The 21,681-nt window shown below is 30.3% G+C and carries 24 protein-coding genes; 19 read left to right on the top strand and 5 right to left on the bottom strand.

Annotation, left to right across the window (positions count from 1 at the left end):
* The 12 genes from AC5M21_RS13845 to AC5M21_RS13790 all read left to right on the top strand — a co-directional run.
* Positions 1 to 647 (top strand): alpha/beta fold hydrolase (locus AC5M21_RS13845; protein WP_493531513.1); only part of this gene is annotated, 647 nt, incomplete at its 5' end.
* A complete protein-coding gene (locus tag AC5M21_RS13840; protein WP_008789549.1) occupies positions 644 to 1,615 on the top strand; it encodes an aromatic acid exporter family protein in 972 nt (323 codons plus the stop codon). The genes AC5M21_RS13845 and AC5M21_RS13840, both read left to right, overlap by 4 nt.
* Positions 1,616 to 2,209: 594 nt before the next feature.
* On the top strand, positions 2,210 to 3,043 hold the full coding sequence (locus AC5M21_RS13835) for a DUF5685 family protein (protein WP_008789550.1): 834 nt from the start codon (positions 2,210 to 2,212) through the stop codon (positions 3,041 to 3,043).
* On the top strand, positions 3,043 to 3,657 hold the full coding sequence (locus AC5M21_RS13830; protein ID WP_008789551.1) for a J domain-containing protein: 615 nt from the start codon (positions 3,043 to 3,045) through the stop codon (positions 3,655 to 3,657). Before AC5M21_RS13835 ends, AC5M21_RS13830 begins: the two co-directional genes overlap by 1 nt.
* 18 nt (positions 3,658 to 3,675) lie before the next feature.
* Positions 3,676 to 5,439, top strand: coding sequence for a molecular chaperone DnaK (gene dnaK, locus AC5M21_RS13825; RefSeq protein ID WP_008789552.1), 1,764 nt, complete (start codon positions 3,676 to 3,678; stop codon positions 5,437 to 5,439).
* Between the two features lie 121 nt (positions 5,440 to 5,560).
* Entirely contained in the window at positions 5,561 to 7,360 is a 1,800-nt protein-coding gene (locus tag AC5M21_RS13820; protein ID WP_008789553.1) for a bifunctional diguanylate cyclase/phosphodiesterase, read from the top strand.
* 37 nt (positions 7,361 to 7,397) lie between these two features.
* Complete coding sequence (locus tag AC5M21_RS13815) at positions 7,398 to 7,895, top strand: GNAT family N-acetyltransferase (protein WP_008789554.1); 498 nt, start codon at positions 7,398 to 7,400, stop codon at positions 7,893 to 7,895.
* A 73-nt stretch (positions 7,896 to 7,968) separates the two neighbouring features.
* Positions 7,969 to 8,853 (top strand): AraC family transcriptional regulator, encoded by an 885-nt coding sequence (locus AC5M21_RS13810; RefSeq protein WP_008789555.1) that lies wholly within the window; start codon positions 7,969 to 7,971, stop codon positions 8,851 to 8,853.
* Entirely contained in the window at positions 8,831 to 9,301 is a 471-nt protein-coding gene (locus tag AC5M21_RS13805; RefSeq protein WP_008789556.1) for a hypothetical protein, read from the top strand. The genes AC5M21_RS13810 and AC5M21_RS13805 overlap by 23 nt, the downstream gene beginning before the upstream one ends.
* 69 nt (positions 9,302 to 9,370) lie before the next feature.
* The gene (locus AC5M21_RS13800; RefSeq protein ID WP_008789557.1) at positions 9,371 to 9,823 is read left to right on the top strand and encodes a GNAT family N-acetyltransferase; all 453 of its coding nucleotides are present in this window, start codon (positions 9,371 to 9,373) and stop codon (positions 9,821 to 9,823) included.
* Positions 9,824 to 9,825: 2 nt separating this feature from the next.
* Positions 9,826 to 10,740: an AEC family transporter gene (locus tag AC5M21_RS13795; protein ID WP_008789558.1), complete on the top strand. Its 915-nt coding sequence runs from the start codon at positions 9,826 to 9,828 to the stop codon at positions 10,738 to 10,740.
* Between the two features lie 83 nt (positions 10,741 to 10,823).
* Positions 10,824 to 11,450: an NUDIX hydrolase N-terminal domain-containing protein gene (locus tag AC5M21_RS13790; protein ID WP_302280711.1), complete on the top strand. Its 627-nt coding sequence runs from the start codon at positions 10,824 to 10,826 to the stop codon at positions 11,448 to 11,450.
* Between the two features lie 352 nt (positions 11,451 to 11,802).
* On the opposite strand, the gene AC5M21_RS13785 is transcribed toward AC5M21_RS13790, so the two are convergent.
* Complete coding sequence (locus tag AC5M21_RS13785; protein ID WP_008789560.1) at positions 11,803 to 12,399, bottom strand: LexA family protein; 597 nt, start codon at positions 12,397 to 12,399, stop codon at positions 11,803 to 11,805.
* Between the two features lie 137 nt (positions 12,400 to 12,536).
* On the opposite strand from AC5M21_RS13785, the gene AC5M21_RS13780 reads away from it, so the two are divergent.
* The 4 genes from AC5M21_RS13780 to AC5M21_RS13765 all read left to right on the top strand — a co-directional run bounded on the left by AC5M21_RS13780 (position 12,537) and on the right by AC5M21_RS13765 (position 14,710).
* A complete protein-coding gene (locus tag AC5M21_RS13780) occupies positions 12,537 to 13,802 on the top strand; it encodes a DNA polymerase Y family protein (RefSeq protein WP_017143721.1) in 1,266 nt (421 codons plus the stop codon).
* Positions 13,802 to 14,053 (top strand): hypothetical protein, encoded by a 252-nt coding sequence (locus AC5M21_RS13775; protein ID WP_008789562.1) that lies wholly within the window; start codon positions 13,802 to 13,804, stop codon positions 14,051 to 14,053. Before AC5M21_RS13780 ends, AC5M21_RS13775 begins: the two co-directional genes overlap by 1 nt.
* A gap of 58 nt (positions 14,054 to 14,111) precedes the next feature.
* The gene (locus tag AC5M21_RS13770) at positions 14,112 to 14,381 is read left to right on the top strand and encodes a hypothetical protein (protein WP_008789563.1); all 270 of its coding nucleotides are present in this window, start codon (positions 14,112 to 14,114) and stop codon (positions 14,379 to 14,381) included.
* 65 nt (positions 14,382 to 14,446) lie between these two features.
* Positions 14,447 to 14,710, top strand: a complete 264-nt coding sequence (locus AC5M21_RS13765; protein WP_008789564.1) for an RDAC family protein — start codon at positions 14,447 to 14,449, stop codon at positions 14,708 to 14,710.
* Positions 14,711 to 14,789: 79 nt separating this feature from the next.
* Here AC5M21_RS13765 and AC5M21_RS13760 read toward each other — a convergent pair whose 3' ends face one another.
* Positions 14,790 to 15,809, bottom strand: coding sequence for a Gfo/Idh/MocA family oxidoreductase (locus AC5M21_RS13760; protein WP_008789565.1), 1,020 nt, complete (start codon positions 15,807 to 15,809; stop codon positions 14,790 to 14,792).
* Positions 15,810 to 15,963: 154 nt separating this feature from the next.
* Here AC5M21_RS13760 and AC5M21_RS13755 point away from each other — a divergent pair, with 154 nt between their 5' ends.
* Positions 15,964 to 16,749, top strand: a complete 786-nt coding sequence (locus AC5M21_RS13755) for a histidinol-phosphatase HisJ family protein (RefSeq protein ID WP_008789566.1) — start codon at positions 15,964 to 15,966, stop codon at positions 16,747 to 16,749.
* A 21-nt stretch (positions 16,750 to 16,770) separates the two neighbouring features.
* A complete protein-coding gene (locus AC5M21_RS13750; RefSeq protein WP_008789567.1) occupies positions 16,771 to 17,322 on the top strand; it encodes a hypothetical protein in 552 nt (183 codons plus the stop codon).
* Here AC5M21_RS13750 and AC5M21_RS13745 read toward each other — a convergent pair.
* Entirely contained in the window at positions 17,261 to 18,079 is an 819-nt protein-coding gene (locus AC5M21_RS13745) for a putative manganese transporter (RefSeq protein ID WP_008789568.1), read from the bottom strand. The two genes, AC5M21_RS13750 and AC5M21_RS13745, sit on opposite strands and share 62 nt — an antisense overlap.
* 223 nt (positions 18,080 to 18,302) lie before the next feature.
* Between AC5M21_RS13745 and AC5M21_RS13740 the strand changes: the two genes are divergently transcribed.
* A complete protein-coding gene (locus tag AC5M21_RS13740; protein WP_008789569.1) occupies positions 18,303 to 18,758 on the top strand; it encodes a GNAT family N-acetyltransferase in 456 nt (151 codons plus the stop codon).
* Here AC5M21_RS13740 and AC5M21_RS13735 read toward each other — a convergent pair.
* Positions 18,748 to 20,097, bottom strand: a complete 1,350-nt coding sequence (locus AC5M21_RS13735) for an MATE family efflux transporter (RefSeq protein ID WP_008789570.1) — start codon at positions 20,095 to 20,097, stop codon at positions 18,748 to 18,750. The genes AC5M21_RS13740 and AC5M21_RS13735 overlap by 11 nt on opposite strands.
* Before the next feature lie 118 nt (positions 20,098 to 20,215).
* Positions 20,216 to 21,681, bottom strand: a 1,466-nt coding sequence (locus AC5M21_RS13730; RefSeq protein WP_493531512.1) for a bifunctional diguanylate cyclase/phosphodiesterase, incomplete at its 5' end; no start/stop codon positions are given.

Raw genomic sequence — 21,681 nt, 5'->3', positions numbered from 1 at the left:
AGGCTTTACCAGCAAGTTATATACAAAATACACAGGAAATGTCTTATCAAGACAATATAAGCAGTTATATTTTCCAACCAAAGGGCGAGAATAAAGGTGGCATTATTTTTTATGCTGGAGCAAAAGTGGATGAGTTGGCATATACAAATTTAATGCAAAAGTTTTCACAGCAAGGATATATGTGCGCTTTAGTCAAAATGCCATTTCGATTGGCTATATTTGATAGCAATGCTGCAGATAAGATTATTGCAGCTTTTCCAAATATTAAGAATTGGTATATGATGGGGCATTCTTTAGGTGGAGCAATGGCAGCAAATTATGCTTTTAATCATGAAAATAATTTGAAAGGCTTGGTTTTATTAGGGGCTTATTCTACTCAAGATTTATCGGAAACATCTTTGCAGGTCTTGAGTTTTTATGGGACTGAGGATCAAGTTTTAAATATGGGTAAATATCAAAATTATTTTCCAAATCTTCCACAAAATACAATAGAATTTACTATTGAAGGGGGTAATCATGCTTATTATGGGAATTATGGTGAACAATCTGGAGATGGAGTTGCAACAATAACAGCTCAAGCACAACAGGAACAAGTTGTTCAGTTATTTTGTCAAACTTTTATTAATAAAGAGGAGTTGGTTGAGTGAAACAATTACAAGTTATAAAAATGGCATTGGCGTTCTTTTTGGCAATGACTATTGCACAATGTTTTGGATTGCAATACACAGCAAGTGCTGGAATTGTAGGTTTGTTAACAATTCAAAATACACGTAAAGAGACATTTCAAATCTGTTTAAAAAGAGTTTTATCTTTTTTTCTGGCATTCATATGTGCCTATGTTGTTTTTTTGATTTTTGGTTATAGTGCAATGAGTTTTGCGATTTTTCTATTCATATTTATTGGTCTTTCTTTTTTAGGACATTTAGAGGATGGAATTGCTATGAATGCTGTTATTGCAACACATTATTTAATTGAAGAATCTATGAATTTGTTTTGGATTCAAAACGAATTTGGAATTTTTATGATTGGACTACTTATAGGTGTTTTGATTAATCTATATATGCCTTCTCAAAGGACAAAGATTGAACAATCATTATTTGAATTAGATCAAAACATAAAGGAATTGTTAGTCAGAATGTCAACTTGTTTATTAAAGGAGCAAAAACAAGGAAGTTTATTTGATGAATTTGAAAATGTTCTTGAATTGGTTGAAAGGATGACGAAACAAACTTACGCTGAAGTGAATAATCGATTGTTAAATGATACAAAATATGAACTTCAATATTTATTAATGAGGAAAGAACAAATTAATGTCCTTAAAGATATATATGATTTCATTGTTCGTATTGATTTTGTGGGGAATCAAGCTTTAGATATGTCTGATTTTATAAATAAGATGTCTTTTGAATATCATGAGAATAATGATGTTGAAGGCTTAAAAGAGGAGTTATCTATTTTAAAAAAACATTATCAACACGATGAATTACCACAAACACGTGAAGAATTTGAAAATCGAGCTATGTTATATACAATATTATGCTATCTTGAAAAATTTTTAGATTTAAAATCTAACTTTTGTGGAAAGGGAGCCTATTGTATGCATTCTGTTTCTTAAAGAGAATATGATTAATTGAAAGAGCGCTTATCATAAATGTACAGAATATATTCATTCATTTTACAAATCAAAGTTATCCAAAAACCATATTGATTACTCGTAATAAAATTTATCAATTGGCAAAGTCATAGCCATCCTTATTGATATATTAGATTTCAATTTGCATGTGAAACCATATGTCTAAAGAAATTCAAAAGATATATGATAAATTTATGAAAACAATCATTTATACTTATGTTTATTCTGATTATCAAGGCGGTATGAGATATTTTAAAGATGCACTCTAGAAAACTCACATGTGCTCGATCATAAGTCTATGCAAAAAAATCTTGGAATCAAAAATTGGTATTAAACCAAGTAAAACAAATGATATCAACCAATAAAAGAGACTACATCATGACATGTGCTAAAAAGTTATAAATAATAATACTTGAAAAATACAGACACACTTGTGTGTTTTTTTAATTTGGATAGATATTTTTTTACGGTTTTTTTAATTTTGTTCATGTATAGTTAATATCTGAGTCCTATACTAATGACAATCGTATAAAAAAAGTGGTATGATAGATAAGTCATAAAGAAAGAGGACGAGAGATGTTTGGATATGTTGTCATTAATAAACCAGAATTAAAGTTTAAAGAGTTTGATATCTATCATTCTTTTTATTGTGGATTATGTCAAACATTAAAAGAGAAATATGGTTATAAAGGGCAGGTATCTTTAAACTATGATTTAACATTTGTAGCCTTGTTGCTGAATGGTTTATATGAACCAGAAACAAAACAAGAAATGTCTCATTGCTTATTGCATCCTATTCATAAATATTTGAAAAGTTTTAATGAATGTATTGATTATGCGGCACAAATGACAATCGTTTTAACTTATTATAAGTGTGAGGATGATTGGTTGGATGAGAAGCGTGTTTCAAGGAATATTTATAAGAAATGGATTGAGAAATGTTATTTAAAAATAAAAGATGAATATCCAGATAAGATTGAGAAAATTGAGAATTGTCTGAGACAAATTCATCAATATGAAAATCAGAAGATGCATAATTTAGATGAAATATCTCAATACTTTGGTCAGGTTATGGGTGAGATTTGTGCTTATAAGGATGATGAATGGCGTGATGATTTATATGAATTGGGATTTTATCTAGGGAAATTCATTTATTTTATGGATGCTTATGATGATATTGAAGATGACATAAAAAAGAAACGATATAACCCTTTCTTGGATGATTATAAAAGAGATGATTTTGATGATTATTGTTATTCTATTTTAGAAATGATGATTTCAAAATCAGCTGAAGTGTTTGAATGTTTACCGATTATAGAAAATGCACCATTAATGAGAAATATCTTATATAGTGGTGTTTGGCTGAAATATGAAATAAAAAGGAACAAAAAAGCGGAGGATAAGAAGTAATGGATCCATATCAAGTGTTAGGTGTATCATCAAGTGCTAGTGATGACGAAGTCAAAAAAGCATATCGTGAGTTAAGTAAAAAATATCACCCAGATGCTAATATTAATAGTGTTCATCAGGCTGAATACACTGAAAAATTTAAACAGGTTCAAAATGCGTATAAAACTATTATGGATGGTCGTAAACGAGGGTTTACAAATCAAAATTATGGTGGAACACAAGCGAATGGTCAATCTGGCCAGTCAACTTATCAGTATAATGGAAATGAACAGGCTGCCTTTAATGATGCAGCAGCCTATATTAATGCTAGACGTTTTCAGGATGCTTTAAATGTTTTGGAGCAATTGAGAACGCGTAATGCAATGTGGTTTTATTATAGTGCTGTTGCCATGAATGGTATTGGTAATAATATTACAGCTTTAGAATATGCACAAACAGCGGCGCAAATGGAACCTGGAAACTTACAATATTTATTCTTGGTTCAACAATTACAATCAAGTCAAGGACAATATCGTACAGGTCAACAGACATATGGTTCACCATATGCTGGTATGGCAAACTGCTGTTATAGTATTTTAATGTTTCAATTATGTTCAGCTTGCTGCTGTAGATAAAGAAAAGGAGATTCATATATGGGTAAAATTATTGGTATTGATTTAGGAACAACAAATAGTTGTATGGCGTTTATCGAAAATGGTAAAACAACAATTATTCCAAACAGTGAAGGAATGAAAACAACACCAAGTGTTGTGGCTTTTACAAAGGATGGAAAACGTTTGGTAGGTGAAAATGCGAAACGTCAAGCTGTGACAAATCCACAACAGACGATTTCTTCAATTAAAAGAGAAATTGGGACAAGATATACAAAAAGAATTGATCAAAAAGATTATACTCCACAGGAAATCTCTGCTATGATCTTACAAAAGTTGAAAATGGATGCTGAGTCTTATTTAAATGAAGATGTTACGCAAGCAGTTATTACAGTTCCTGCTTATTTTAATGATGCTCAAAGACAAGCTACAAAAGATGCTGGGCGTATTGCAGGATTGGAAGTTTTAAGAATTATCAATGAACCTACTGCTGCTGCTTTGGCTTATGGTCTAGAGAATAGTTATGGTCAAAAAATTATGGTTTTTGATTTAGGTGGAGGAACATTTGATGTTTCTATTATCGAAATTGGAAATGGCGTTATTGAAGTTTTATCAACATCTGGTGATAATCATTTGGGTGGTGATGATTTTAATCAATGTTTGGCACAATATATTCATAAAGAATTTCAAAAAAGAGAAGGCATTGACTTATCGCACGATATGGTTGCTATGCAACGTATTGAAGAAGCAGCCGAAAAAGCAAAGATCGAATTATCAACAATGACTTCTGCTACAATTTCTTTACCATTTATTACAACAACGGCACAAGGACCTAAAAATATCGATATGACAATTTCTCGATCACAATTCAATCAATTAACACAACAACTTGTTGAACGTACAATCTTGCCAATGCAGAATGCACTAAATGATGCAAGGTTATTACCTGCTGAATTAGATAAAATCATTTTGGTTGGTGGTTCATCAAGAATACCAGCTGTTCAAGATAAGATTAAAGAAGTGACTGGAATCACACCAAGTCAGTCATTAAATCCTGATGAATGTGTTGCTATGGGGGCTGGCATTCAAGGTGGAAAATTATCTGGCGATGTTTCAGCAATGGGAAGTTATGATGTGTTATTATTAGATGTTATGCCGTTAACATTGTCGATTGAGACTGTTGGTGGTGTTGCAACACCACTCATTGATAGAAATACAACAATTCCAACAAGTCATAGCCAAGTGTTTACAACTTCATCAAATTTCCAAACACAAGTAGAAATTAATGTTTTACAAGGTGAACGACCATTAGCAAGAGATAATAAAAGTTTAGGAAAGTTTAAATTGAAGAAAATCAAACGTGCAATGAGGGGAGTCCCACAAATTGAAGTGACTTTTGAGATTGATGCAAATGGTATTGTGAATGTCACTGCTAAAGATTTAGCTAGTGGAAATATGCAAAGTATGACAATTGAAAATGATACACATATGTCTGACGATGATATTGAAAGGGCAATTCATGAAGCAGAACAATTTGCACAACAAGATGCTATTCTTAAAGAAAGATTAATTTTTAAGAATGAAGTTGAAACTCTTATTATGCAAGTTGATTCAGGGTTATCTCAACATGGTAAAGAATTAGATAAGACTGTTAAATCACAGATCAAGGATGAATTATCACAATTTAAGAAAATGACAAAGAAAGTTGATTTTGAGACTTGTAGTGATATTGAATATGAATCTATAAGAACTGCTAAAATGAATTTAGAAAATGTAGCTGCTGTACTTTTATCGATGCAGTCATAATGGTTAGGGAATCTATAAAAAAATAGATTCTCTTTTTTGTAAGAATGGAATTCAACTATACTTTACTTGGTATAAATTGTATAATAAAGAAAGAACAAGGGAAAAGTATAGAGGTAAATTTATGAAACAGAAGCAGACTATGGGTATATATACATGTATTTGGATAGTGGCAATTGTCATTTTAATTGTTTCATTATTCCAAAATCTTGGATATGCAAAAGTCATTAATTATAGTGGAATTGTTAGAGGGGCTACACAAAAACTTGTCAAAGAAGAATTGCAGTGTGATAAGGATGATACTTTAATTGTCTATTTGGATAATTTATTAGATGAACTACAAACTGGTCATGGTGAACATGGTCTCATGAAATTAGAGGATAAAGTTTATCAGCAGGAACTTAATGAAATGAATGTAATGTGGCAAGAAATAAAATTAGAAATTCAAAATGTTCGTCATGGTCAGTCATCAAAAAAACTCTATCAATTAAGCCAGGAATATTTTCAAAAAGCTGATCATATGGTTGCTACTGCTCAAAATATATCTGATCAGAGCTTAGCACAATCAATTGTTATGTTTTTTCTTTATTTACTCATGACAGGTGGAATTTTCTTATTTTGGTATCGGCATAAACAAAAGCAAATTCAGAAAGTTATGTATATTGATAAATTAACAGGTATTTATAATCTGCTTTCTTTTGAAATAGAAGTACAAAAACAAATTGAAAATCAAAAGGAGTTTTCCTATGTTCTGATTTGTTTTGATATAGATGATTTTAAGTTTTATAATACTATATATGGTTATGCGTTTGGTGATAAAATGTTGCAGTCCATTGCAAAAGGATTACAATTATTTATTAATCATAATGGAATTTGTGCTCGAAGTAATAGTGATTGTTTTTATGCATTGGTTTCTTATCATGATGGCATTGCTGAAGATTTGAGGGATTATTTGAAAGTTGTGATGAAAGAAGATTTAGAATTGGATATTATTGATGATCTAACAATGAGTTTTGGTATGTATATGGTTACTCAAAATGAAGTTGCTCAAGATATTCTAGACTATGCTTTATTGGCTCATAAGAATGCGAAAGCTATTGGTAAGAATTGCATGATTTGGTATGATCAAAATTTATTAGATAGATTGAATCAGGATAATCTTATTTTAAAGCAAATGCATCGTGCTTTGGCACAACATCAATTTCAGATGTATTTACAACCTCAATTTGAAGTCTCAACATTAAAAATTATAGGGGCAGAAGCCTTGGTCCGTTGGAAAATGGATAATGGCACATTCTTATATCCGGATGATTTTATATCACTATTTGAAAAAGACGGGTATATATATGAGTTGGATTTTGAAATTTTAGAACAAGCCTGTCGTTTTATTAAAACATATAATGTTGCATCTGATTTTTCGATTTCTGTTAATTTTTCAAGAGTGACAATTCATCATAAGCAATTTTATCAACGTTTACATGATGTATTGGAAAAATATAAAACTCCTATTGGAAATATTGAAATTGAGATAACTGAAAGTGCATTTCACGATTTATCAAACGGAAGTCGAGCAATTTTGTTGAAATTAAGGGAAGAAGGCTTTACAATAGCAATGGATGATTTTGGGTCAGGTTATTCATCCCTTAACTTGTTAGATTCAATATCAGTTGATGTTTTAAAGATTGATAAGTTCTTTTTGGTAGAGCGTAGTCAAAAAAGAGAAATGATTATTGGCTTAATTGTTGATATAGCTAAGACGTTAGATATGAAAGTTATTTGTGAGGGTGTGGAAACTGAAGATGATATTGACTTATTGAGAAAATTAAACTGTCCTTTAGGACAAGGATATTACATTTCTAAACCAATATTAGCTCAGCAGTTTGCTGAACAATTTTTAAATCATGAGAGAGAGATTCATGGATAATATCTTTCTCTCTTTATGTACATAGGAGGAGTGTTTTATGAAAGTGAGATTAGCACAGTTGGAAGATTTATCAAAGATTATAGCAATTGAAAAAATTTGTTTTCCTATTGCTGAAGCAGCAACTGAAAAGCAATTTCATGAACGTTTTGAATCATTTGGAGATTGTTTTTTAGTGGCTGAAGATCATGGAGTTGTGGTTGGATTTATTAATGGGTGTGCAACTTCTCAACCTTATTTGCCAGATGAACTTTATTATGATGCTTCATTACATATTTCTCGAGGTGCCTATCAAACTGTTTTTGGATTAGATGTGCTGCCTGAATATAGGCAACAGGGAGTGGCTCGTAAATTATTGAATGCATTGATTGATTTGGCACAAGATAGGGGACAAAAAGGTGTTGTTTTAACTTGTAAAGACCATTTAATTGGATACTATCAATCATTTGGCTTTGTTCATCAAGGGGTGTCGACTTCACAGCATGGTGGGGCGATTTGGAATGATATGTTACTTGAGTTTGAGAGAATGAATAAATAGTTCTCTTTTTTTAGGGCAGAAAATAAGAGGAGATAGAAAGGAATTTATGATAAAATGATAAATGGTGATAAAAATGAAGTGGAATGATCGCTTTCACGAAGTTATTGAGTATATTGAGATATGTCTTCAACAGTACCATGAAGATATTAGTGTAAAAGATATAGAAAGCATTATGGATTGTTCTTATGATTTGTTTCAGAAAATGTTTAGTTACCAATGCGGTCTTGGTTTTTCTGAATATATCCGAAATCGTAAAATGACATTAGCTGGATATGATTTAAAGAGCACAGATTTGAAAGTGATCGAAATCAGTTACAAATATGGATATGAATCACCAACATCCTTTACAAAAGCTTTTCAGACATTTCATGGTGTTTCACCATCGATTGCAAGAAAGAATGAAGTTATGTTAAAAACGTATCCTAAGATGAAATTGAATTTGAAGAAATCTTATCCTTGGTTTCTTGAACGTAAAGAGAAGATGCGAATTATTGGAAAAAGCATTGAATTGGTAAAGGAAGATTTGAATAACGAACAACTCATTCCAGCTTTTTGGAGTCAATGTTTTCAGGATGGAACATTTGCTCAACTGGTAGAAATGGATGAGTCTAGTCGCAAAGGATGTTTTGGTTTGTTTTGTAATCATCAAGATAAGACAAAGATAAAATATATGCTTGGGGTTATTTCTTCTTGTCAGAATGATCATTATGAGACATATACGCTTCCACATGCAACATGGGCGGTTTTTGAATGTTGTGGAAGAATGCCACAAGCTATTCAAGATGGATGGAGATATCTGGAACAAGAATGGTTTGCTGAGTATCCATTTCAACATGCTGGTTATCCAGAAATGGAATGGCATAGTCAGGGTAATGGTTTTAGTGATAATTATTTAAGTGAAATATGGATACCTATTATTGAGGAGGAAAATGAAAATGGTTCATTTGGTTTATTGTGATAATGTAGGGAAAGAAGGCGAAAAGGTCTTAGATAAAATTTTAAATGGAACAAAAACTATGGTCATTCGTGGAGCTGCTGGACGTAAAATTCCCCATAGTCGTGTTTTTGAAAATGAAACGTTATATTTTATGCAAAAGGGAACAGCTCTTATTACAGCAAAAGCAATCGTTACAAAGGTTCAAAATTATGTAAAACTTTCTGATGAAGAGATTGACACTATTTTAGCAGATAATCAGAGTCAATTGAATTTGTCTGAAAAACAAAAAAAGAGATGGCATAAAAAATGTCTATGCTTAGTAAGCTTTGCACATGTTGAAGCAATTGCCCCCTTAGCGTTTGATCATCAGGGAAATATGGATGATTGGCTTATTATTGATAAGATTGAAGATGTTGTTGTTGGAACAAGCATTCCTTATAATTATGAAAAATCAAAATTAGCAAAGTAGCATTCGCTACTTTTTTATATACTTTTTTCATTATTTCATTATAATAAGAATAAAAAGTGAGGTTATGTTATGAAATTATGTTTTAAAAATATGGATAAAAAAGATTTAGATAAGGCTGCAAAACTTTTTCAAGTGGCTTTTCAGCAAGCACCGTGGAATGAGAATTGGACCTATCAGCAGTCTTTTGAAAGATTGTCAGAGATTATGAGTACACATTCATCAATAGGGTATGTTATATATGATAATGAATTATTAATAGGTATGTTATTGGGACGTGTTCTACCATATTTAGATGATTATGAGTTAATTATTGAAGAAGTATGTATTGCTCAGGGATATCAAGGACAAAATTTGGGTAGTCGTTTATTAGATTATACTAAACAGCAATGTTTACAAAAGAATATTACGCATATATCCTTGAATACGATAAGAGGTTTTTTAAGTGATGTTTTCTATCAAAAAAATGGTTTTTATGAGAAAACAGATATTGTTTGTATGGGGTGTCAATTAGAGGGGGAATAACAATGGAAATTGTCAATTTACAAATCCAAATTTTTTTATTGTTAGCAGTAGGTTATATCCTCGCAAAGAAGAATTTTTTGAGTAAAGAGACAAGAACACAAATGACAAATATTGTTTTAATGGTTATGTTACCTTGTTCAATAGTTATGTCTTTTCAAATTGATTTAACAGATAAAGTCATTCAATCAACGATTTCAGTTTTATTCATTTCTATTTGTATTCAGTTCTTTTATGGGTTTTTAAATAAAATTCTCTACAATCGTTATAGCCAGGATAAGAAGATTTGTTTGCAATATGGAACAATGGTTTCAAATGCTGGATTTATGGGGATGCCTATAGCTCAAGGTGTGTTTGGAGATATTGGCTTACTGTATGCATCGGTATTCTTAATTCCACAAAGAATTTTTATGTGGTCTTCTGGCCTTTCTTTATTTACGACTGTTGATCGTAAAAATTTATGGAAGCAAGTTATGACACATCCCTGTATTATTGCTATTTATTTTGGAGTTGGTGTTATGATTATGAAATATTTTGGTTTAGAAATGCCTATGCCATTGCAGATAACTCTTTCAAGTATTGGAAGCTGTAGTACAGCTATGAGTATGTTTGTTATTGGAGGAATTCTTTCTGATGTTGATCGTCAACAACTTTTTGATAAAGAGATATGTTTATATAGTTTTTATCGCTTGATTCTTATTCCGGTTATGATTATGATTATTTTAAGGTTATTGCATTTAGATATATTATCATCAAACGTTTGTATTTTGCTATCTGCTATGCCAGCTGCTAGTACAACGGCGATGTTAGCACAAAAGTATAATCAAAATGCTGAATTTGCATCTAGAATGGTTTTTATTTCAACTCTTTTCTCATTAATTACATTACCAATAATGACATTATTATTTCAATGGGGCTAATAAATAAAAAAACTAGTGAATCTTAATGATTTGTTAAGAAGTAATTATTGAAGTACGTTATAATTATTAAGTGGAGGTTGTTTATGAAAGATGATGATAAAATGATATTAGATGATATTATTGAGCTACAAAGTATAGCGCAAGCAGGACTATATTATGGAAAAGATGAATTTGATAAAGAACGATATCAAAAAGTAAGAGATATTTCAGCACATTTATTATCTATATATACTGAATTTCCAATTCAACAGATTCAAAAAGTTTTTTGCCATGACATTGGCTATCAAACTCCAAAATTAGATACACGTGCTGTTATTTTTAATAAAAAAGGGGAGATTCTTCTGGTTCAAGAGAAAGGTGGTTTATGGTCTTTGCCAGGTGGGTGGGTAGATATTAATACATCTATTAAAGAGAATACTGAAAAAGAGGTTAAAGAAGAAGCAGGATTAGATGTATTGGCTACAAAAATCATTGCTGTTATGGATCGTGATAAGCATAATTTTCCTCGATATATTTATAAGGTTATTAAAGTATTTGTTATGTGTGAAGTCATTGGAGGACATTTTGAAAAAAATATTGAGACAATAGATAGTTGTTATTTCCCATATCATCATTTGCCAGAACTTGAAACTGCTAAAAATAATCATGAACAGATTAAGCTATGTTTTCAAGCATCTCAAAGTCATTGTTGGCAAACGTATTTTGATTAAAAGTCAAAGAAATAAAAAGCATTATATAAAGTTATGAGTGAAAATTCATGACTTTTTTCTATGTATAAATAATCTTTGGTTTTACATGTGTTGACTGTTAAATAAACTCTTTTCCTATTTCCAAATGTAAGATATATAATATCAGTAAGTAAAATTTTCTTGATCATATTCACAAAAATTCTTTAGGAAAACAAACATTTTGTTGTTTTCTCAATGTACTGATTTTTACTAAGTTCTTTCATTTCTTCGTCTGTAAAATAATTTCTTGTTAAATATATTCTTTTTTAAGTATACAAAAATACCCTATAGATAATATCTCTTTTTATTTGATATCCATTCTATAGGGTATAGTTTAAAAATATGTTTTTGTATAAATAACTTTACCGATAATACGAATTGGTAATTGCTGGATTTCTTGTTGTGAAAAATATCTGTTTTCAGTAAGCGGATTAGTTGCTTCTAAAACAAGCATATCTGGTTTTTTAATAACCTTTTTTACAGTCACTTCATCATCTCCAATCATAACAACAGCGATTTCACCAGAAGAAACAGTTGAGCATTGTTTGATTAGAGCCAAATCACCATCCATGATACCAGAACCAATCATAGAATCACCTTGAATTTGTAAAAAATAGTCGCCTTTATAAAAATCTTCTTCAGTGACCTCTTCATCACCCATATAATTTTCCTGTGCATACATGTCATATCCAGCCTTTGCATAACCTAGAATAGGTCTTTTAAGATGGACAGATTTTCCTTTAATAATTGGATCAATATTATAACCAAGAAGAGCATTTAAACGGGATAAAGTTTCTTCTTGAATTCGCTTGACATCTCCAGATATCCAACGGCTTACTGTTGATTTTGTAACACCTAATTGAGCAGCGATTTCATCATTTGTCAATTGATGACGATACTTGTAATCTTTGATAATATCTTTTAATTCCATGCAATCCCTCCTTGTGCATATTATATAATAATTTCGGTATAAAATAAAGTGTATTCTCGATTAAAACTTAAATAGTTGCATAAATATATTGAATTATGCAACAAAGTTGATTATAATATAGGGGAGGAGTGATAAGAATGTGGGAAAGAGTCATTATACATAGTGATATTAATCACTGTTATGCACAAATTGAGGAAATGATGTTTCCAGAATTACGAAAAGTGCCTATGGTTGTAGGCGGAAATGAGAAATCTCGACATGGGATTGTCTTAGCTAAAAATGATCTTGCAAAAAAATATCATATTAAAACTGGTGAATCATTACATGATGCTTATCAAAAATGTCCAGATTTATTAGTGATTTCACCACATTATGATGATTATTTATATTATACTGAAGAAGTTAAAAACATTTATCGAGAGTATACTGATCAAGTGGAAAGTTTTGGATTAGATGAAGCATGGATTGATTTGACATCTTCACAAATGTTATTTGGTGGAGATCCTATAGTGATTGCAAGAGAAATACAAGAAAGAATATATCGTGAAATAGGAATTACTGTTTCTATGGGTGTCAGCTTTAATAAGGTGTTTGCAAAGCTTGGTAGTGATTTGAATAAAGAAAAAGGATTGACAGTCATTTCTAAAAAGAATTTTAGAGATGTTGTTTTTCCTTTGCAAGTTAGAGATTTGTTTTATGTTGGGAAAGCAACAACTGCTAAATTAAATGAAAAAGGTATTTATACTATTGGTGATATTGCACATCAACGTAAGGATTATTTAAAATCATTTTTAGGTAAGAATGGTGAAATGATTTGGTATTTTGCAAAAGGTATGGATATTAGTGAAGTTGCTTTATCCTCTTATGAACGTGAACCAAAATCAGTTGGAAATGGAATCACTACAATTCATGATATTTCTACTTATGAAGAGGCAAAAGGTGTTTTTAGAACTTTAGTAGAATCAGTTTCATCTCGTTTAAAGGATCAAAATTTAAAGGGATCTATTATTTCTATTCATATGCGTGATAGTCATTTGCAAAGTTTTACAAGACAAAAAAAGATTGATCTCGCCACAAATATTTCTAGTGAGATTATGACAACTGTTGAGATTCTTCTAAATGAAAATTGTTTGAGTTATTCTGGACATTTGGATAAACCGTATCGAAGTGTCAGTGTTTGTGTAAGTCAATTGCGCCATGATTATGATGAAGTGCAATTAAATTTTTTTGTTGATGAAAATGAAAGACAAAAAGAAAAGCGTATAGATATTGTTTTTGATGAAATTAGAAGAAAATTCGGTTTTGGAAAGATTAAAAAGTGTTGTATGGAATTGAATAAGGAATTAACAAATTTTAATCCTAAGGAAGAACATATAATCCATCCTGAGGGCTGGTTTAAATAATGCGTTTATACAAAAGGTATGTTGAAGTTATTGTTTTAACAAGTAAAGAGGGGAAGTTAAAACCGCTTTATTTAATATGGGATGGAGAGGAAGGGAAAGAAAGTTTTAGAATTGATAAAATTTATAATATTAGAAAGGCAGCTTCACAAGTTGGTGGGTGTGGACTTCTTTATGAATGTCGGATTGATGGTAAAGATAGATTTCTTTTTTATGAAAGGGATCGTTGGTTTATTGAAAGTTACAAACCCTAGATGTTTTCTTGTAGAAAATAACTGACAATGTTGTTGGATCATATGAGGAGGAAAGCTTATGTTTCAAGGAGAAAATATAATTAGAGAAATTTATACATCTGATGTTATTTTGATAGATGAAGAAATAGAAATGATGAGAAATGTAGATGATAGTTATTTTGATTTGATGGAAGAGTTCATTTCACGAATTTATGAACATCAATTGATATTGACTGAGGAAGAATTTAAGAATTTGGAAAATTGTTTTAATGATTTTTATTTTGAATATGCCTTTATTCAATTTCAGAGAGGTTTAGAATTAGGATTGGCTTTTCGTCATACTCATTAAAAAAATAGAGATTCATATATTTGTGAATCTCTATTTTTTTGGTATAATAAGAATAGGTGATAGAAATGGAAAGTACTGTTGATGTTTTGATGGTGACTCAATTAAATCAAATATTAAAGGATAATCATATTGAGTATTCATTACATACTGTAGGTGGATGTTCTTGTTGTGGATTAAAACTTTGCTGTCATGGACAGACTTATGATCAAAAGGCTTTATTAGATATTATTAATAAATATCTGGCAACAAAGTGGCTTATTGCTTCATATCAAATAAACGATCCAACTATATTATATATTGATTCAAAGTTTAATAGAAAAGAAAAATGATAAGACCTGCTATTTTAGGACTTATCATTTTTTAAGATGAACATAGAGCATGAAGCAAACATTGACATTGTTACAATATTTATTTCATCCCTTGAATTCCTTCTTCTAAGATTCTGAGTTGTAAAAGTGTTTCTTCATCTTTGACAAGTTTTTCTTTACCATTAATAAGTGTCTCATACAATGCATCATAATAACGTCCATAATCACCATTAACAGAAACAACTTTTTCTTCATGATACTGATTGTTATCATCATAATAAGTCAGTGTGCCATACTCATGAGGAAGATCAACACCAAAATCTTCATGGTCAGGCATATAAAACATTTTTAAATGTTCTTCTTGTTTGTCTTTTTTTTCTTTAACGAACATTCCTTTTTTGCCATATATAATAAAACTTGGACGTTCTTTTGCTCTAAAATAACTAGATTTGACAGAGACTTTTAAAGTTCCATAGTATAAGTCTAAATCAAAATAATCATTCATTCTTCCTACTCCTAATAATTGTCTCACATCATAATGGATAGAATCTGGCTTTCCAAAATATGAAATGACCTGGTCAAGAGTATGACAACCATGACCATATAAGTAAGAATTGATTTGACTGAATTCGTGAACAGACTCAGGGATATAAGGACGGTAATAATCAAAATGCATTTCTAACTCTAGAAGATCACCAAGTTTTCCTGATTCAATGACTTTTTGAACTGTTAAAAAGTCACTATCAAATCTTCTGTTTTGATAGCATTGAATCATAACCCCTTTTTGTTTAGCTAAGGTATAAAGTTCTTTAGCTTCCTCAAGAGTTTCTGTAAATGGTTTTTCTACCACACAGTTTTTACCTGCATTTAAAACAGTTTTTGCCAGTTCATAATGGCTTTGTGAGGGTGTAGATATAATGATCACCTGTACCTCCTGATCATTTAAAAGTTCTTGTAAGTCTTCTGTATAAATGACACCAGGGATTTCATCCCAAACATCTCGAGAATGCTTTCTAGTATAAATCATTTTAATCTTTATTTTATCTGATCTTTGCAATATGAATGGAATATGATAGCGATTTGCACTCTTTCCATTTCCAATAAATCCTACTGTTAACATAATGTCCTCCTTTAATTAAGATAATTCCATTATAGAATATTTCCATAAAGAAAAGAGAATATTTTCAATATTTGATAATTTATTTTCTAAATTTGATGAATTTGAGATATATAATATAAAGTCATATATACTTAATAAAAAAGGAGGAATAAAAATGTTAGCTGATTATCACATGCATACAAATTATAGTAATGATTCTCAATATGATATGGAGAAGGCAATATTGAAAGCAATAGATATGGGATTGGATGAGATATGTTTTACAGAACATAGTGATTATGGAACAATGGGAAACTATGTTGTTGATTATGAAGATTATTATCAAGGTTATTTAAAATGGAAAGAAAAATATAAAAATCAAATTGTAATAAAATTTGGTTGTGAATTTGGTGTGCAAATGCATACAATTTCTTCTTTTCAAAAAGATTTTCAAGAGTATCCATTTGATTTTATAATTCTTTCTAATCATCAAATTGATGATATAGAATTTTGGACATATAAATATCAAGAAGGAAAAACTCAGCGGGAATACAATAGAGGTTATTATCAAGCTATTTATGATGTGATCCAAAAGTTTGATGATTATAGTGTTTTAGGTCATTTGGATATGATTAAGCGTTATGATAAACATGGTAATTATCCAGATGAAGATGTGAAAGATATTCTTATTAAAATTTTAAAACACATTATCAAGAAGGGGAAAGGGATTGAAGTCAATACATCTTGTTTTAGATATCAATTGAATGATTTGACACCATCTCATTATATTTTGGAATTATATCATCAATTAGGTGGGACAATTATCACGGTTGGCTCTGATACACATGAGGAAGAACATGTTGGCTGTCGTATTCAATATGTATATGATGAATTGAAGAAAATAGGATATGATTCTTTTTGTACATTTGAGAAAATGAAACCAATTTTTCATAAATTATAGTGAATTGGAAATACTAAGAATATGTTTCTATTAAGTGAATGTATTCTTTTTATTTTTATAATGTTTTGTGATTCAGTATGGCTGAAATATTTGAGTATTTTTCTATGTTTTTTATATACTTTATATAGAAAGGAAGGTATTGTTGTTTTATGGGTTGTTTTATTAGCAGATTATTGTTTGTTAATAAATGATTATTATGAAATGGGGATTTTTCTATTCATTGTTGTTCAATGTTTATATCATGAAATTCTTGGGAGTCATTATAAATTTTATATCTTTTTATTTCTCTTGCTTTATCCACAAATGCCTATGCTTGTCCTTTGTTATATTTTGATGAGTTTTACAAATTTAATTGTTGCTTATCAGAAAAAACATTCCTTATTCATTACAATAGTATTGTTGGGATTATGTGATATATGTGTAGCTATACAATATATTTTTTCTATTCATGTTCCATTGATATGGCTATTCTATCTTCCATCACAAGTTTATTTTGTCAAAAAAGGCTTCATCAATGAAGATGGAGCCATTGTAATGGGAGACTCACAAAAAGAGCGCTCATCAGTAAAATAAGGCATATTTTAAGGATTGTTGCTGTATTGACTTTATTTTGCAGTAAAACTAAAATTCCAAGCCCAGCATTTGTAATTAAACCTGCTAACAATGAAGCAAAACTTAATGCTTGATTCATATACAGTTGTGTTAAAATGACACTGGCTGCACAATTGGGAATAAAACCAAAAATAGCACTCACAACTGGTTGTAAAAGACTATTATCTAAGAGGATATAAGAGAGTTGATCCGTTCCAATCATTTCTATTGCTGCAGACAAAATAAAGTTAACAACAAAGATAAATGCATATATCTTGATTGTTCTTAAGAAAGCTTCAATAAAAAGAGAATGATTATGGCAATGGTCATGAGTATCTTTTTGAGAAGTAAGATGATTTTCCTTGATAAAGACATCTACCAAGTACCCTATCAAAATGGCCAATATAAATTTAAAAATAATAATTTCTAATAAAGAAGAATAGAGCTCTGGAGATGTTAAGAGAATTGGAATCGCTTCATCACTTGTTGCAATAAAGACGCTAATTAATGTCCCTAGAGTGATTCTTTTTTCTATGAAAAGTAAGCTGGCAAGAACACCAAAACCACATTGAGGAATAATACCAAGTAAAGCACCAAAGATTGGACCATAGCGAATAAGATATTTATCAAAATGTTGGTTAATATTTTTGTGTTCAAAATATTCTAAACAAAGATACATAATAAAAAGAATAGGAAGAATTAAATATGTATCTTTAATAGTATCAATAAGGATATCCAAATTCTCACAACCTTTCTTACAATATTATTATATTTTAACGGAAAATAGAAAAAAATCAAATAAAGTGTTCATATAATGTTAATAAGTCAATAAGATAATAAGAGATATCAAATAAGAAAGTGTAAAATTGAGTTGATAATAAGAGAAAAAAATCGTTTTATATTCTATTATAGCAAATCATTTATACATTATTCTTATAATATATAGTAAAGGTAGAAGGATTATGAATATTCAAATCAAAGAAGTGAATGAGTTTAATCGTCAAGAGATTTTAAAACTAAGAGTTAAAGACACACAGGTTGGATACATAGAAAGTGTAGAGGAATGTTTGCAAGAGAGTGAAGAAGTCAGTTTATGGCGACCAGTAGGTTTGTATCGAGATGAATTGTTGATTGGGTTTGCAATGTATGGACTTTGGCAGGAAAATGGTGAAGAGCGAGTTTGGCTGGATCGTTTTTTAATAGCTGCTGACTATCAAGGGCAGGGTCTTGGTAAACAATCTTTAAATTGTTTACTTAAGCATATCTTTGATGAATATCAATGTCAGTACATTTACTTGAGTTTATATGATGATAATCAGTGTGCTTTTGATCTTTATCGAAAGTTTGGGTTTGTTGTTAATGGAGAAAAAGATATTCATGGTGAAACTGTTATGATCAAAAAAAGGATTAATCAATGAGATTAATCCTTTTGTATACTTTTATAAAGAGGATGAGTGCAATAAGACTTGCAATACTTTCAGATAGGGGGAAGGTTAACCAAACACCACTTAAACCGATATGGCTAATAAATAAGAGTGAGAGGGGAATAATAATGATAAATTGTCTTAATAAAGAGATAATTAAAGAATAATTTCCTTTACCCAATGATTCAAAAACACCAGACATTAAAATTCCAAATGTTGATAAGACAAAAGATATAGAGAGTATTCTTAATCCTGAAATACCAATCTCTAACATTGCCTGATTGGCATTGAAAAGTGATAATATCTGTGTTGGAAATATTGAAAAGAGAAGTGTTCCTAAAGTCAAAATAGTGGCGATAGTCAAGCCAGCGGCTTTTATTGATTGATCCATTCTATCTTTTTGTTTAGCGCCATAATTATAACTCATAATAGGTCGCAATCCTTGAATGACACCATTAGCAGGCATATAAACAAATGTTTGAAGTTTAAAATAAACCCCAAAGAATGCCACAGCGGTTTGTGAAATGGTTGCTAAGACACCATTAAGAATTGAAACAAGAACAGATGGTAGACACATCATTACACCTGATGGTATAGCTATACTATATAAATTTTTAAAGACTTGAAAATCGATTTTAAAGTGCTTGAATGATATATGAATATGTTCATTGTGTCTTGAAAACAGATAAATAGAGAGAATAGCTGCTCCAAATTGTCCAATAATTGTGGCAAGGGCAGCACCAGTAACACCCATTGCTGGCAAACCGAAATATCCAAAAATAAAAATTGGATCAAGAATAATATTGATAAGGGCTCCAATAATTTGCATAATCATAGGAACTAACATATTTCCACAAGCCTGAAACATCTTTTCAACAGCAATATGAATAAACGAACCAAATGTAAATGTAATAACAATTGTCCCATACTGTAAACCGTATGTTATAACATCTTTATCTTGAGAGAATAAATGAACAAATGGTCCAATAAAAAACAGCCCAATCAACACAAACAAAAGAGAGTGCAAGAGACTCATAACTATACCCTGACTTGCGACATGTGAAGCATCTTTGTCATTATTTGCTCCTAAATGTCTTGCAATCATTGCATTCATTGCAATTCCAATCCCACAAGAAAAAGCTAAAGATAGATTCTGTAAAGGAAAAATTAATGAAACTGCTGTTAATGCTGATTCTCCTAATTGAGCAACAAAAATACTATCTATAATATTGTATAATGATTGAATTAACATTGAAATCATAGGTGGAAAAGCCATTGATATCAACAAAGGGAATATAGGCTTATAGCCCATTGGATTTTTCTTTTCTTCCATAAAAGACTCCTTTCATAAAAATAGCTATAGATGTCTATTTAAAAATCAGAAATAGAGAAATCTATAGCTATATCAAGCAAAGTTATTGAATTGCATGAATATTTTATATGGCAAAATGTCAATTGTCAACATTTTTCTTAAGAATCAATTGAATACTATCATCAGTTTGCATAGGTTTACCAGTATAGTATCCTTGAATATAATCAGGGTTGAAAGTTTCAATGATTTCTAATTCTCCTTTTGTTTCAATTCCTTCAACAACAACTTTTAATTGAATCTGATGACAAAGTTCAATCATTGATTTCATAAATGTTGCGTTGAAAGTATCTTTCTTAATATCTTTGACAAATGAGCGATCAATTTTAATAATATCTAAAGGTTCATCCTTTAACAAGGAAAGTGAAGAATATCCTTTCCCAAAATCATCCATTGCAATTTGAACTCCGAGTGCCCGTAATTCTTTTATTCTTTGAATAACAAGGTAGGCGCTTTGAGCAATGGCTGTTTCTGTTAACTCAATAATCACTTGTTGTGCAGGAATATGATATTTATGAAGTGTTTGTTCAATAAATAAAACAAAGTTATTTTCCATAAGTTGAACATGAGAGACGTTAATACTCATCATAATAGAAGAATTATAAAGAATCCATTCTTTTAATTGTAAAAGAGACTGATTAAATATCCATTTTCCTAAAGGAATAATATCTCCTGAATTCTCTAATATAGGAATAAATGTATCGGGGCCTATATTTTGAAAATAAGGGTTTTTCCATCTGCACAATGCCTCAAATCCTATAAGTTTGTGTGAGTGCGATTTAAATTTTGGTTGAAAGACCAGTGAAAAATTTTCAAAATCATTCAAGATATCTTGTTTTAGAGCATTGATTAATTGGAGTGAATATGTTTTTTCCTCTGAAAGATGAGAATGAAATAAAATTAAATGAGGTTGTGCTTGCAATCTGCTATATTGCAAGGCAATTTCACAATTTTTTCTCAGTTCTAAATATGTATTGCCATCTTTGGGAGACAGTACACATCCAGCATTGAATTGAATAGTAAAATGTTTATCTTCATAACTATGAGCATCTTGGCTATATTTTTCGATCTGTTGATATATATGCTGAATAGAATGAATATCAATATTTTTGAACATAATTCCAAATTCATCACTTTCTAATTTAAAAACGGTTGCATCTTTATGTAGCAATGTCTGTAGATTCTGGCCAATAATTCTTAAGACATTATCTCCAAAATCTCGATTAAAGAGTTGATTTATACTTTTAAAATCATTAATATTTAAGATCATTAAAGCAAAAGGGCCTGCGGTTTCATTAATTCTCTTTTCTAATTCAAATTGATTGAAAAGCCCTGTCAAATTATCACGATAATTTTTCTTGCCTAAATTTGTGATAAAGCCAGCAAATAGACTTGGTTCACCATCTTGATCATATTCAACATGACCATGACATCGTAACCAGACATATTCATTGTTTTTATTTAAAGCACGATATTCAACAATATGACTATCTGTTCTACCATCAGCTATAAGCTGATTGCTGTTTAGAAATTCATATCTATCATCAG

Source organism: Coprobacillus sp., assembly GCF_984815275.1.
Note: the sequence above shows the minus strand (reverse complement) of the source record. Positions and strands in the feature narration are given on the sequence as shown.

Bases quoted from the DNA above. Each gene is read 5' to 3' on its own strand.
- AC5M21_RS13815 (WP_008789554.1), top strand. From the start codon at position 7,398: ATGAAAGTGAGATTAGCACAGTTGGAAGATTTATCAAAGATTATAGCA.
- AC5M21_RS13805 (WP_008789556.1), top strand. From the start codon at position 8,831: ATGGTTCATTTGGTTTATTGTGATAATGTAGGGAAAGAAGGCGAAAAG.
- AC5M21_RS13765 (WP_008789564.1), top strand. From the start codon at position 14,447: ATGGAAAGTACTGTTGATGTTTTGATGGTGACTCAATTAAATCAAATA.
- AC5M21_RS13775 (WP_008789562.1), top strand. From the start codon at position 13,802: ATGCGTTTATACAAAAGGTATGTTGAAGTTATTGTTTTAACAAGTAAA.
- AC5M21_RS13780 (WP_017143721.1), top strand. From the start codon at position 12,537: ATGTGGGAAAGAGTCATTATACATAGTGATATTAATCACTGTTATGCA.
- AC5M21_RS13800 (WP_008789557.1), top strand. From the start codon at position 9,371: ATGAAATTATGTTTTAAAAATATGGATAAAAAAGATTTAGATAAGGCT.
- AC5M21_RS13810 (WP_008789555.1), top strand. From the start codon at position 7,969: ATGAAGTGGAATGATCGCTTTCACGAAGTTATTGAGTATATTGAGATA.
- AC5M21_RS13755 (WP_008789566.1), top strand. From the start codon at position 15,964: ATGTTAGCTGATTATCACATGCATACAAATTATAGTAATGATTCTCAA.
- AC5M21_RS13820 (WP_008789553.1), top strand. From the start codon at position 5,561: ATGAAACAGAAGCAGACTATGGGTATATATACATGTATTTGGATAGTG.
- AC5M21_RS13750 (WP_008789567.1), top strand. From the start codon at position 16,771: ATGTTTCTATTAAGTGAATGTATTCTTTTTATTTTTATAATGTTTTGT.
- AC5M21_RS13770 (WP_008789563.1), top strand. From the start codon at position 14,112: ATGTTTCAAGGAGAAAATATAATTAGAGAAATTTATACATCTGATGTT.
- AC5M21_RS13785 (WP_008789560.1), bottom strand. From the start codon at position 12,399: ATGGAATTAAAAGATATTATCAAAGATTACAAGTATCGTCATCAATTG.
- AC5M21_RS13740 (WP_008789569.1), top strand. From the start codon at position 18,303: ATGAATATTCAAATCAAAGAAGTGAATGAGTTTAATCGTCAAGAGATT.
- AC5M21_RS13790 (WP_302280711.1), top strand. From the start codon at position 10,824: ATGAAAGATGATGATAAAATGATATTAGATGATATTATTGAGCTACAA.
- AC5M21_RS13835 (WP_008789550.1), top strand. From the start codon at position 2,210: ATGTTTGGATATGTTGTCATTAATAAACCAGAATTAAAGTTTAAAGAG.
- AC5M21_RS13735 (WP_008789570.1), bottom strand. From the start codon at position 20,097: ATGGAAGAAAAGAAAAATCCAATGGGCTATAAGCCTATATTCCCTTTG.
- AC5M21_RS13760 (WP_008789565.1), bottom strand. From the start codon at position 15,809: ATGTTAACAGTAGGATTTATTGGAAATGGAAAGAGTGCAAATCGCTAT.
- AC5M21_RS13830 (WP_008789551.1), top strand. From the start codon at position 3,043: ATGGATCCATATCAAGTGTTAGGTGTATCATCAAGTGCTAGTGATGAC.
- AC5M21_RS13795 (WP_008789558.1), top strand. From the start codon at position 9,826: ATGGAAATTGTCAATTTACAAATCCAAATTTTTTTATTGTTAGCAGTA.
- dnaK (WP_008789552.1), top strand. From the start codon at position 3,676: ATGGGTAAAATTATTGGTATTGATTTAGGAACAACAAATAGTTGTATG.